Source organism: Pseudomonas sp. FP1762 (assembly GCF_030687105.1).
Taxonomy (GTDB): domain Bacteria; phylum Pseudomonadota; class Gammaproteobacteria; order Pseudomonadales; family Pseudomonadaceae; genus Aquipseudomonas; species Aquipseudomonas siliginis.
This window is the reverse complement of the sequence record NZ_CP117458.1, coordinates 2,143,231-2,155,355: the sequence shown is the minus strand read 5'-3', so window position 1 is coordinate 2,155,355 and position 12,125 is coordinate 2,143,231. Positions and strand designations below refer to the sequence as shown.

General features: G+C 62.4%; 7 protein-coding genes. 6 read left to right on the top strand and 1 reads right to left on the bottom strand.

Features of this window, described 5'->3' with window-relative positions; all coding sequences use genetic code 11:
• The first annotated feature begins 1 nt into the window (after position 1).
• Positions 2 to 1,396 (top strand): efflux transporter outer membrane subunit, encoded by a 1,395-nt coding sequence (locus tag PSH90_RS09430; RefSeq protein WP_305382585.1) that lies wholly within the window; start codon positions 2 to 4, stop codon positions 1,394 to 1,396.
• Between the two features lie 579 nt (positions 1,397 to 1,975).
• Here PSH90_RS09430 and PSH90_RS09425 read toward each other — a convergent pair.
• Positions 1,976 to 3,601, bottom strand: coding sequence for a PvdJ/PvdD/PvdP-like protein (locus PSH90_RS09425; RefSeq protein ID WP_095179476.1), 1,626 nt, complete (start codon positions 3,599 to 3,601; stop codon positions 1,976 to 1,978).
• A 207-nt stretch (positions 3,602 to 3,808) separates the two neighbouring features.
• On the opposite strand from PSH90_RS09425, the gene pvdM reads away from it, so the two are divergent.
• From pvdM to PSH90_RS09400, 5 genes are all read left to right on the top strand, one after another.
• A complete protein-coding gene (gene pvdM, locus PSH90_RS09420) occupies positions 3,809 to 5,173 on the top strand; it encodes a pyoverdine-tailoring dipeptidase-like protein PvdM (RefSeq protein WP_095179475.1) in 1,365 nt (454 codons plus the stop codon).
• Complete coding sequence (locus PSH90_RS09415; protein WP_305382583.1) at positions 5,170 to 6,456, top strand: aminotransferase class V-fold PLP-dependent enzyme; 1,287 nt, start codon at positions 5,170 to 5,172, stop codon at positions 6,454 to 6,456. The genes pvdM and PSH90_RS09415 overlap by 4 nt, the downstream gene beginning before the upstream one ends.
• Before the next feature lie 36 nt (positions 6,457 to 6,492).
• Positions 6,493 to 7,380: a formylglycine-generating enzyme family protein gene (locus PSH90_RS09410; protein WP_236169438.1), complete on the top strand. Its 888-nt coding sequence runs from the start codon at positions 6,493 to 6,495 to the stop codon at positions 7,378 to 7,380.
• A 109-nt stretch (positions 7,381 to 7,489) separates the two neighbouring features.
• A complete protein-coding gene (locus PSH90_RS09405) occupies positions 7,490 to 9,139 on the top strand; it encodes a cyclic peptide export ABC transporter (protein WP_024012358.1) in 1,650 nt (549 codons plus the stop codon).
• A gap of 115 nt (positions 9,140 to 9,254) precedes the next feature.
• Complete coding sequence (locus tag PSH90_RS09400; RefSeq protein WP_177327015.1) at positions 9,255 to 11,738, top strand: TonB-dependent receptor; 2,484 nt, start codon at positions 9,255 to 9,257, stop codon at positions 11,736 to 11,738.
• Positions 11,739 to 12,125: the final 387 nt, after the last annotated feature.

Below are 12,125 nucleotides of genomic sequence, written 5' to 3'. Positions count from 1 at the left end.
TATGAAAGTGCGACTGACGTTCCTCGCCGCCAGCCTGCTACTGGCGGCCTGCAGCAGCCCGGCGCCGCGCCTGGACAGCGGCGTGCAGCCACCAAGCGCGTGGCAGTCCGCCGACAGCCACGGCGCGCGGCAAAGCAATCGGCAATGGTGGACGCAGTTCGGCAGCCCCGAGCTGGAGCGGCTGGTGGAACAGGCGCGGCTGGGCAGCTACGACCTCGCCGCCGCCGTGGCACGGGTCAGACAGGCCGAGGCCAGCGCAACCATTGCCGGCGCCCCGCTGCTGCCCGAACTCAAGGCCGGGCTGAACGCCAACCGGCAGAAACTGATCCACGGCAAGGGCTACAGCCAGTTGGATGTCAGTCCCGAGAATCGCTCGCTGGATTATTACGATGCCGAGCTCAGCGCCAGTTACGAAATCGATTTCTGGGGCGGCAAGCGTGCCGCGCGCGACAGTGCCGTGTTCGGTGTGCAGGCCAGCGAGTTCGACCGCGCCACCGTCGAGCTGACCTTGCTCAGCGGCGTCGCCAACAGTTACACCCAAACCCTGGCCTTGCGTGAGCAGGCGCGCATTGCCGAACTCAATCTGGCCAATGCGCAAAATGTGCTGCATCTGGTGCAGACCCGTTTCGACGCCGGCAGCGCCACCGCGCTGGAACTGGCCCAGCAGAAAAGCCTGGTGGCGGAACAACAGCGTCGCCTGCCGCTGGTGCAACAACAGGCCCGCGAAGCACTGATCAGCCTCGCCGCCCTGCTCGGCCAACCGGTGCAAGCGTTGCCGTTGCCCGAGCAATCCTTCGCCCAATTGCACTGGCCGGACATCGCCAGCGGCGTGCCGAGCGACTTGCTCAGCCGCCGCCCGGACATTGCCAGCGCCGAGGCCAGACTGGCGGCGGCGCAGGCTGATGTCACCGTCGCCCGCGCCGCGATGCTGCCGAAAATCACCCTGACCGCCAGCCTCGGCAGCGGCGCCGACCTTGCCGCCGACCTGCTGCGCACGACGTTCTACAACCTGTCCTCGGGGCTGACCGCGCCGATCTTCAACAACGGCCGCCTCAGCGCCGAACGCGACAAGGCCAAGGCCCGACAGGATGAACTGCTGGAGACCTATCGCGGGGCAATCATCAACGGCTTCGCCGACGTCGAAAAAGCCCTCAGCAGCATTCGCGGCCTCGACGAACAGCGGCAATGGCAAAGCGAAGAACTGAACCAGGCACAGACCGCTTTCGACATCGCCCAGAGCCGCTACCAGGCCGGCGCCGAAGACCTGCTCACCGTCCTGCAAACTCAGCGCACGCTGTATGCGGCGCAAGACCTGAACGTCCAGCTGCGCCTGTCGCGGTTGCAGGCGAGCATTGCCTTGTACAAAGCGCTGGGGGGTGGTTGGGAAGTGATCTGACGGAGATGCGTCGACTGAACTGACGCCATCGCGAGCAAGCTCGCTCCCACAGGGATCAGGGTAAATCTGCTGTTCATTCGTATCTTTGAGATAGCTATCGCGAGCAGGCTCGCTCCCACAGAAAAGCAAAGCAGCGCAGCTGCCCGCGGCGAAGCCGCCCCACTCAACAACGAGCGTTAGCTCGAGTGCTTTTGATCTTGATCTACCGGCGACGTCGGAAGGCTGCGCGGAGGGATTGATCCGGGCGTGGGAGCGCAGCGACCGTCTGGCGCAGCCAGACACAGCGGAAGGAGGTGCAGCGAAGCAAACCGGAAACGCTGCGCCCGGATCGATCCCGCAGCGAAGGAACCCGAGCCTGCGAGGGCCGAACGCAGGAGCAAGCGTTTTTTTGCTTACTTTTTTTAGGCGTTTGTAAAAAAGTGAGTCGCCGTAAGGGCGAAACCTTAGGTAGTCGTTACCGCAGCGATGGATATGTACTCACTCAAAATGCCCCCACCGCCCCAAAAAAAGCCTCCGCGAGCAAGCTCGCTCCTACAAGGGATTGCGACCAATTCAGAGAGTGTGTTTGTTTGAACCAATCTAGAGCTGTCGGCCCTTGACCTTCAGGTGTCGCGCATACCAAGGGCGCTGTGGCACTTTGCGGAACAGCTCGGTCATGTTGTCTTCGTCGCCAAAAGTGATACGCAGCGCCAGCTTCATGGTCTCCGGGTCCATCTCCACTGAGCGTCCGACTTGCAGCCCGGGCACGGTGCTGCAGCCGTGGGTGTCGGGGCCGAGCCAGGGGTCGGCGACTTCCACCCAGCGTCCCGGCGCAAACCACGGCACGCCGTTGACTTCCAGACGGCTCACTTCGCCCGGGTGAAAACGTTCATGGGCGCGGAACCAGTCTTCCAGGCGGTCATCAATCCAGCCGTGGAAACGCCAGAACACCGGATTCACATGGGAGGAAAACGGATCACCGAGAAAGTCGTTTTCCGGCGCATACCAGCGCGCAGCGAAGTCCGCCTGATCGCGCGCCATCGGCACTGGAATGTCGTTGGATGGGTCACGCGCCACCGAAGCCCAGCGCATGTGCAGCCAGTCGTGCAGGCCCAGTTCGACTTCCGAACCGAACTGGCCAAGGGTCAATTTCGACAAATAACGCGGGTCACGGTACTGCGATTCCCAGACCAGGAAATTGCTCTGGAAAGTCTCCGCCGCTTTGATGTCGCTGACCCACTTGGTGTACTCGTCATCGCCCTCGGCCAGCCAGGTCGGCGGCAGCGAATTGCCGTCATGATTGTCGAAATAGCGGGCGAAGCCCTGTCGGTCCCGCTCCAGCTCAGGCTGCGGCTGCGGAAACGCCGGCCAGGAAGGCAAATCCTGCATCGAGCGGGCGATGCCTAGCATGTGCCGATGCATAAAGAAAAAATCCACGCCCGAGCCATTGCGATCCTTGCTTGGCCCACGGGCGTCGCGCTCCTTGTCACGCGGCCCGGGCTGCCAGCCGATGCCGCGCAGCGCTTCGCGCTTTTTCTCCGAGAGCTTGTGCCACTTGTCGCGGGTGGCGTGCCAGAGCTGGTGGAACAACCGATGCTCGGGCGCCACCAGCCAGGCCAACAGTTGCGGATTCAGACCGGTGCGTTCACGGGCCTCGGGAAAACGTCGTTTGATGGCGATGAACTGGTTGTCCAGCTCGGGCAACGCCAACGGCCGGTCCAGACGCAGCACTTGCCCGGTGAACGTGGCGCTGCCGGCATTGCCGAACGCCGCCCAGACCTCATCCAGTTTGACTTTTAATTCATACACCGGCGGTGCAAGTGGCGCATCGGTGCGCAGCAGGCGCCAATACATCTCGGCGCCGTTGCCCGGTGCCAGATCGCCAACCACTTGATAACGCACAGGCCCTTCGGCACGCAGATTCGCTCCGGTGTCGAGATAACCGCGCAGGCCGCGCCCACGATGAGCGATGTCGAGAAACAGCTCCAGGCCTTGCGCCGGCAAACCATCAAGCCCGGCCGCCGCACCGGTAAAGCGAATGTCCCAGACCCCACGCAAATTGTCCGCCAGCTGTTGCCCGGCGGTGTCCGCCAGATCGACCGTGGCCTCGCCCGGGGTGATCGGAAACTCCTCGCGGGTCAATTCACGATGTGCATAAAAAGCGGCAGGCAGCGCGGCGCCCGTGAGTGCCATGCCCGCCATGAACCAGCGTCGAGAGATCGTCATTGCCCTACCTGTGTCAGCCATGAAGCAGGCTTTATCCAAGCTAGAACGTTTGCTCGGCGGGGAAATTTACGCCGCCGGCAAAACATCCCTGCGCCGCTGCCGGGCATTTGTAACGCACACCTAAATTAGCCGTGCAGCCACTCGTTCTTCCCAGATAGCAAAGGCCCCTGCGCCTGTACCTCGACGGCGAACCTGAATGAGATGGCAATGACAAAACCGCGTTGGAAAAAGGCTCTATTCATCGGCCTGCCGCTGGCCCTGGCGATCAGTGCCGGCGCAGGATTTCTGGCCTGGGATTACTGGAACAACCCCGGCTATCCGGTGAAGGTGATGAAACAGGCGACGGAGTTGCAGGATCGCCTGCTGTCGTTCGACAGCCACATCACCGTACCGCTGAGTTTCGGCAGCCACGACCACGAAGCCGACAAGGATGGCTCGGGCCAGTTCGACCTCATCAAGGCCAATCGCGGACGCCTGTCCGGCGCCGCGCTGACGGTGTTCGGCTGGCCGGAAATGTGGAACGGCCCGAATGCCCCGCACCGTCCGACCGAGGGTTTTGTCGAAGAAGCGCGCAATCAGCAGGAGGTGCGCTACAAGATCATTTCCGGGATCGTCCGCGACTTTCCCAATCAGGCCGGCATCGCCTACACGCCGGATGATTTCCGCCGCCTGCATGGCGAAGGCAAGTTTGCGATTTTCATCAGCATGCTCAACGCCTACCCGCTGGGCAATGACCTGAGCAAGCTCGACCTGTGGGCCGGGCGCGGCATGCGCATGTTCGGCTTCAGTTACATCGGCAACAACAGCTGGGCCGACTCGTCGCGGCCGCTGCCGTTTTTCAATGATTCGCCCGACGCCCTCGATGGTCTGTCGGACATCGGTAAACAAGCGGTGCAGCGCTTGAATGATCTGGGGGTGATCATCGATGTTTCGCAGATGTCGACCAAGGCCCTCGAGCAAGTCGCCGAACTGAGCCGCACACCGCTGGTGGCCTCGCACTCGGCGCCACGGGCGGCGGTGGATATCCCGCGCAACCTCAGCGACAAAGAACTGCAACTGATCAAGAACAGTGGCGGCGTGGTGCAAGTCGTCGCCTTCTCGCAATACCTGAAACCGCTGACCCAGGGCACGCAGGACAAACTCAATGCGCTACGTGCGCGCTTCGATCTGCCGCCACTGCCCAATCTGGCCATGGCACTGATGCCGGGCGATCCGATCATCACCGCCTGGTCGGAACAGAAGCTCGGCCAATACGCCAGCGGCCTCTACGCGATCCTCGAAGAAGAACCGAAAGCCACCCTCAAGGACTTCGGCGACGCCATCGATTACACAGTGCGCAAGATCGGTATCGACCACGTCGGTATCGCCTCGGACTTCAACGACGGCGGCGGCATCAAGGGCTGGGAAAACGTCGGCGAGATTCGCAACGTCACCGCCGAACTGCTGCAGCGCGGCTACTCCGAAGCGGATATCGCCAAGCTCTGGGGCGGCAACTTCATGCGCGTCTGGGATCAGGTGCAAAAAGCCGCGAAACCAGCGCTGGCGTCGCGCCAGGAGGTGGCGCGGCCATGACCGATCGTCGCACTTTTCTCAAGCAGGCCGGCCTGCTCGCCGCCGCCCTGCCCCTGGGCGCCAGCCTGAGTGCTCCGGCGGCCATCGCTGCCGTGCCGACTGCGTCGCGAGACAAATGGGCGCAATTGCGTCAAATGTTCGATCAGGATCCCCAAGCGATTCACTTCGCCAATTTCCTCGTCACCTCGCACCCCAAACCGGTGCGCGAAGCGATCGAACGCCATCGCGCGGCGCTGGATCTGAATCCCGGTCTGGCGATGGATTGGGATCTGGGCGTCACCGAGAAGCGCGAAGAAAACGTGCGCCACTGGGCCGGCCAGTATCTGCAAGCCAAACCGGCGCAAATCGCCCTGACCGGCAGCACCACCGAAGGCCTGGCGATGATCTACGGCAGCGTACAGGTGCGCGCGGACCAGGAAATTCTTACCACGGTTCACGAGCATTATTCGACGCGCAACATTCTCGATTTCCGCAGCCGTCGTGACGGCACGCGCGTGCGCAAACTCAAGCTGTTCGAAACCCCGCAGAGCATTTCTCTGGATCAGGTGCTCGACACGATCAATCGCAACATCCGCCCCGAAACCCGTGTGCTGGGCATGACCTGGGTGCATTCGGGCAGCGGCGTGAAGCTGCCGATCAGCGACATCTCGCGGCTGGTCGACGAGCACAACCGCCAGCGCGACGACCAGGATCGGCTGATTTACGTGGTCGATGGTGTGCACGGTTTCGGTGTCGACGACTTGAGTTTCCCGCAGATGAACTGCGACTTTTTCATCGCCGGCACGCACAAGTGGATGTTCGGCCCGCGCGGCACCGGCATCGTCTGCAGCCGCACCGAAGAACTGAAATACGTCAGCCCCAGCGTGCCGACCTTCTCCGAGGCCACGGCCTTCTCGACCATCATGACCCCGGGCGGCTACCACGCCTTCGAGCATCGCTGGGCGCTGGACGAAGCCTTCAAGTTGCACCTGCAGCTGGGCAAAGCCGAGGTGCAGACGCGCATTCATCAGCTCAACAGCTACCTCAAGCAACGCTTGCAGGAGCACCGCAACATCGAATTGGTCACCCCGCTCGCCTCGCAGTTCTCCGCCGGTTTCACCTTCTTCCGGATCAAGGGCCAGGACAGCGATGAAGTAGCTGCCTGGCTGATGCAGAACCGGGTGATCTGCGACGCGGTCAGCCGCGACGTCGGGCCGGTGATTCGCACCGCGCCGGGCTTGCTCAACAGCGAAGCCGAAGTGGATCGCTTCATGGACATCCTCGGCACCAAGCTGCGTGCCTGACCCTCGACTGCCGTTTTCCTTTCAAAGAGACGACCCATGAAAAAGCCTCACGCGTCACTCCTCTCCAAAGCCCTGCCCGCACTGGCGCTAAGCGCCCTCTGCGCTGCCCTGTTGCCCGGCACCGCGCACGCGGCGACAGCACCCGCTGCGGGCAAAGTGTTCAAGGATTGCAAGGACTGCCCGGAAATGGTCGTGCTGCCGACCGGCAGCTACACCATGGGCACGCCGGACGATGAAGTCGGCCGCCAACCCGACGAAGGCCCGCTGCACACGGTGACGTTCAGCAAACCATTCGCTATCAGCCGCTCGCAGGTGCTGGTGGGCGAATGGGACGCCTATGTGCGCGAAACCGGCAACAAACCTTACGACTTCGATGACCGCCCCGGCCGCCGCTGCACCGCCGGCAAGCCGGAATTCAAACAGACGCCACGCGATCCGGCCGTGTGCATGAACGTCGCCGAAGCCCAGGGCTACATCGACTGGCTGTCGAAAAAGACCGGGCACGCCTATCGCCTGCAAAGCGAATCGATCCGCGAATACGCCGCCCGGGGCGGCAGCACCGGGCCTTTCCCGTTCCCGTTCGATGAGGGCAAGGATTACCAGATCTCCAAACACGCCAACACCTATGGCGCAGCCGACGGCTACAACTTCACCTCGCCGGCCGGCACCTTCCCGGCCAATGCGTTTGGCGTGTTCGACGCCCACGGCAACGTCTACGAATGGACCGCCGATTGCTATCACCCGGACTACTCCGGAGTGCCCGCCGACGGTCGCCCATGGACCCAGGAAAACTGCGAACGCCAGGTCATGCGCGGCAACGACTGGGGCGAGGCGCCGATCTTCTCGCGCTCGGGCAACCGCAACAGCAGCTGGCCGACCAGCAAGGGCGACTGGCTGGGCTTTCGCGTAGTGCGCGACCTCTGATCCCGCCCTCGACGAGCGCAGCCACGCCTGCGCTCGGTTAAAGAAACTCCGCGACCATTCGTTTTCCTTAAGTACCGGCACTCCCTCCGCATCGAAGCAGGAATCCTCCATGACCAAGCCTACGCGTGGGGCGATCAACGAATTGTTCGCCCTGCTCAAGCCCTTCCGCCTGATCGTCTCGGCGTCCATCGTGCTCGGCATGCTCGGCGGCCTGAGCGTCACCGTGCTGCTGGCGACCATCAACAACGCCCTGCATTCCGATGACGGCCTGACCCGCACCGTGGTGATGATCTTTGCCGGCCTCTGTGCCCTGGCCCTGCTGACCACGATCCTGTCGGACATCGGCACCAACTATGTCGGCCAGCACATCATCGCCAAACTGCGCAAAGAGCTTGGGGAGAAAGTCCTGTCGGCGCCGATCGACCAGATCGAACGCTATCGCAGCCATCGCCTGATTCCGGTGCTGACCCACGACGTCGACACCATCAGCGACTTCGCCTTCGCCTTCGCGCCCTTGGCGATCTCCATGACCGTGACCCTTGGTTGTCTCGGCTATCTGGCCATGCTGTCGTGGCCGATGTTCCTGATGATGCTGGTGGCCATCGCCATCGGCACCACCATCCAGGCCATCGCCCGGGCCAAAGGCATGCGCGGTTTCTACGCCGCCCGCGATTCCGAAGACGAACTGCAGAAGCACTACAACGCAATTGCCGAAGGCGCCAAGGAACTGCGCATTCACCGCCCGCGCCGCCAGCGCATGTTCGTCGCCGGCATTCAGAAAACCGCCGAGAAAATCTGCGACACCCAGATCAGATCGATCAACACCTTCGTCATCGCCAAGTCGTTTGGCTCGATGCTGTTCTTCGTGGTCATCGGCATGGCCCTGGCCCTGCAATCGCTGTGGCCGAGTGCCGACAAAGCGGTGATGAGCGGTTTCGTTCTGGTGCTGCTGTACATGAAGGGGCCGCTGGAGCACCTGATCAGCACCCTGCCGATCATCAGCCGCGCGCAGATTGCCTTCCGTCGCATCGCCGAACTCAGCGAACAGTTCTCCTCACCGGAACCGCACCTGTTGCTGCAGGATCAGGGCAGCAAGCCAGCCGCCGTCAACAGCCTGGAACTGCGCAACGTGCGCTACGCCTTCCCGCCCGTGGAAGGCAGCGAACCGTTCCGCCTCGGCCCGGTGAACCTGCGCATCGAACAGGGCGACATTGTGTTTATCGTCGGTGAGAACGGCTGCGGCAAGACCACGCTGATCAAATTGCTGCTGGGCCTGTACGCGCCGACCGAGGGCGAAATCCGCGTTAACGACAAGCCGATCACTGCGGTCAATCGCGATGACTACCGGCAGAACTTCACGACGATCTTCGCCGACTACTACCTGTTCGATGACTTGATCCAGGGCGATCGTGAAGTGCCGCAGGATGCCACCCGCTACCTCGAACGTCTGGAGATCGCGCACAAGGTCAGCGTGCGCGACGGCGCCTTCAGCACTACCGACCTGTCCACCGGTCAGCGCAAACGCCTGGCACTGGTCAACGCCTGGCTCGAAGAGCGCCCGGTGCTGGTGTTCGATGAATGGGCGGCGGATCAGGACCCGACCTTCCGGCGGATTTTCTATACCGAGCTGCTGCCCGACCTCAAGCGTCTGGGCAAAACCATCATCGTGATTTCCCACGACGACCGTTACTTCGACGTCGCCGATCAACTGGTGCGCATGGAGGCCGGCAAGGTCAGAAGCGAACTGCAAACCGCTTGATCGAGGCAGCCGCGACCGGGCCGGAGAAAAAACTTTTCCGGTTTGCCGCGGCTTCCTCGTCTTAATGAGATGAATAAGAACCATTAACAACTATACCTGCCAAGGTCTTAACCTCATGTCCGCATCCCGTTTCATGCTTCGCCCTCTGACTCGAGCCCTGCTGATGCACGGCGCGACCCGCACACGCCTGGCCGGTAGCGGCCTGGGTCTGGCACTGACCCTTGCAGCAGCGCCGTATGTCCAGGCCCAGGAATGGACCCTGAACATCCCGGCCCAACCGCTGGCCCAGGCCCTGCAGACCCTCGGTCAGCAGACCAGTCTGCAAATCATCTACAGCCCGGAAAGCCTGCAAGGCCTGCGCTCCAGCGCCCTCAACGGCCGCTATCAGGATGACGAGTCGCTCAAGGCCATGCTCAGCGGCACCGGCATCCGCTATCAGCGTGACGGCAACACCGTCACCGTGCTCGGCCCGGCCACCAGCGGCAGCGCGATGGAACTGGCGCCGACCAACGTCAACGCCAACCGCCTCGGCGCCACCACCGAAGGCAGCAACTCGTACACCACCGGCGGCGTGACCATCGGCAAAGGCGTGCACTCGCTGAAGGAAACGCCGCAATCGGTCACAGTGATGACCCGCAAGATGCTCGACGACCAGAACCTCAACACCATTGAACAGGTGATGGAGAAGACCCCGGGCATCACCGTTTACGACTCGCCCATGGGCGGCAAATATTTCTACTCGCGCGGTTTCCGCATGACCGGCCAGTACCAGTACGACGGCGTGCCGCTGGACATCGGCAGCAGCTACGTGCAGGCGGACAGTTTCAACAGCGACATGGCCATCTATGACCGCGTGGAAATCCTCCGCGGCGCGGCCGGCATGATGAAAGGCGCGGGCGGCACCGCCGGCGGCGTCAACTTCGTGCGCAAGCGCGGCCAGGACACCCCGCACACGCAGCTGTCGCTGTCGGCCGGCACCTGGGACAACTACCGCGGCCAGGTCGACACCGGCGGCCCGCTGAACGACGCCGGCACTGTCCGTGGCCGCGCCGTGGTGACCCAGCAGACCCGTAAGTATTTCTACGACGTGGCTGAACGTCGCGACCAGATCTACTACGGCGCCCTGGACTTCGACCTCAGCCCCGACACCACCCTCGGTCTGGGCATGGCCTATGAAGACGTCGACGCCACCCCGTGCTGGGGCGGCCTGCCGCGCTACGCCGACGGCTCCGACCTGCACCTGAAACGCTCCACCTGCCTGAACACCTCGTGGAACAACCAGCGCAGCAAACGCGCCACCTACTTCGCCGACGTCAAACACCAGTTCAACGATGACTGGTCGCTGAAAGTCGCTGGCGTGTACTCGCGCAACACCCAGGACATGGAATATTCCTTCCCGAGCGGCACAGTGCCCTTGGGCGCCACCGCCACCAACACGCTGATGCTTGGCAGTACCTATGACTACGATCAGCGCGACTACGGTTTCGATGCCTACGTCGACGGCAAATTCGACGCCTTCGGCCAGCAGCACGAACTGATCGTCGGCGCCAACGCCAGCCGTTCGCACAAGGACGACTTCTACGCGGTGGCCGCGTTGCCACAGCGTCAGAACGTGTTCAACCCGAACCACAACATCCCGCAGCCGGATGAAAGCTACTACCTGGCCAACGCCTCCCGTGGCGGCCCGGTGGACATGCACATCAAGCAATACGGCGCCTACTCGATCGCCCGCCTGAAACTCGCCGACCCGATGACGCTGGTACTCGGCAGTCGGGTCAGCTGGTACAAATCCGACACTGACTCGGTGCAGTACTTCCGTGGCGAAGGCACCGAGGTCAACACCCAGTCCACCGAAACCGGCCAGGTCACGCCGTTCGCCGGCCTGCTCTACGACCTCAACGACAACCTGACCGCCTACGCCAGCTACACCGACATCTTCACCCCGCAAGGCTCGTACAAAACCATCGACGGCAGCACGCTCAAGCCGCTGATTGGCCAGAGCTACGAGCTGGGGATCAAGGGTGAGTGGTACGACGGTCGTCTGAACACCACGTTCAACCTGTTCCGCACCATCCAGAAAGATGCGGCCCAGGATGACCTGCGGTGCGAAGACAGTTCGTGCCAGATCAACTCCGGCAAGGTCCGCGCCCAGGGCTTTGAAGCTGAAGTCAGCGGTGAAGTGATCGACCGCCTGCAACTGTTGGCCGGTTATACCTACACCCAGACCAAGGTGCTGGAAGATGCCGACGCCACTCAGGATGGCGCGGTCTACAACTCCTACGTGCCGCGTCACCTGTTGCGCGTCTGGGGTGATTACGCCCTGAGCGGGCCGCTGGATCGTGTGACGATTGGTGCGGGTGTCAATGCGCAGACGGGCACCTACCGGGTTTCGCCTCTGGGCGGGGACAATGTCGATGGCGCGGGTTATGCGGTCTGGAACGGTCGCATTGGTTATCGGATTGATGACACCTGGTCGGTGGCGTTGAACGGCAATAACCTGTTCGACAAGCGTTATTACGCGACTATTGGTACCGAGGGGTTCGGTAACTTCTACGGGGATCCACGCAATTTTGTGATGTCGGTGAAGGCTGATTTCTGATTGCTCTTAGTTGTGTGGAAGCCCCGCTTTGGCGGGGCTTTTTGGTTTTTGGGATTGGGGGGCATATCCGTTGCTGCGGTGAAGGCTACTTAGGGTTCCGCCCTTACGGCGGGTCACTTTTTCCAAACGCCGGAATGCCGGCCCAGCGAAAAGTAACCAAAAAGGCTTTGCCCCGGCGTACGGCCCGCTCGCTGGGGCTCGGGGTACCTTCGTTACGGGACCGATCCGGGCGCAGCGGCTCCGGTTGGCTTCGCTGCACCTACACTCGCTGTGTACGACTGCGTCGTACGGTCGCTGCGCTCCCACCCCCGGATCGATCCCGTAAAGAAGCCTGCCGAAGGGGCAAAAGATCAAGAGCCAGAGCAAAAGCCCCTCACCCTAGCCCTC

Coding starts and splice junctions, on each gene's coding strand:
- PSH90_RS09430 (WP_305382585.1), top strand. CDS start 2: ATGAAAGTGCGACTGACGTTCCTCGCCGCCAGCCTGCTACTGGCGGCC.
- PSH90_RS09425 (WP_095179476.1), bottom strand. CDS start 3,601: ATGACGATCTCTCGACGCTGGTTCATGGCGGGCATGGCACTCACGGGC.
- pvdM (WP_095179475.1), top strand. CDS start 3,809: ATGACAAAACCGCGTTGGAAAAAGGCTCTATTCATCGGCCTGCCGCTG.
- PSH90_RS09415 (WP_305382583.1), top strand. CDS start 5,170: ATGACCGATCGTCGCACTTTTCTCAAGCAGGCCGGCCTGCTCGCCGCC.
- PSH90_RS09410 (WP_236169438.1), top strand. CDS start 6,493: ATGAAAAAGCCTCACGCGTCACTCCTCTCCAAAGCCCTGCCCGCACTG.
- PSH90_RS09405 (WP_024012358.1), top strand. CDS start 7,490: ATGACCAAGCCTACGCGTGGGGCGATCAACGAATTGTTCGCCCTGCTC.
- PSH90_RS09400 (WP_177327015.1), top strand. CDS start 9,255: ATGTCCGCATCCCGTTTCATGCTTCGCCCTCTGACTCGAGCCCTGCTG.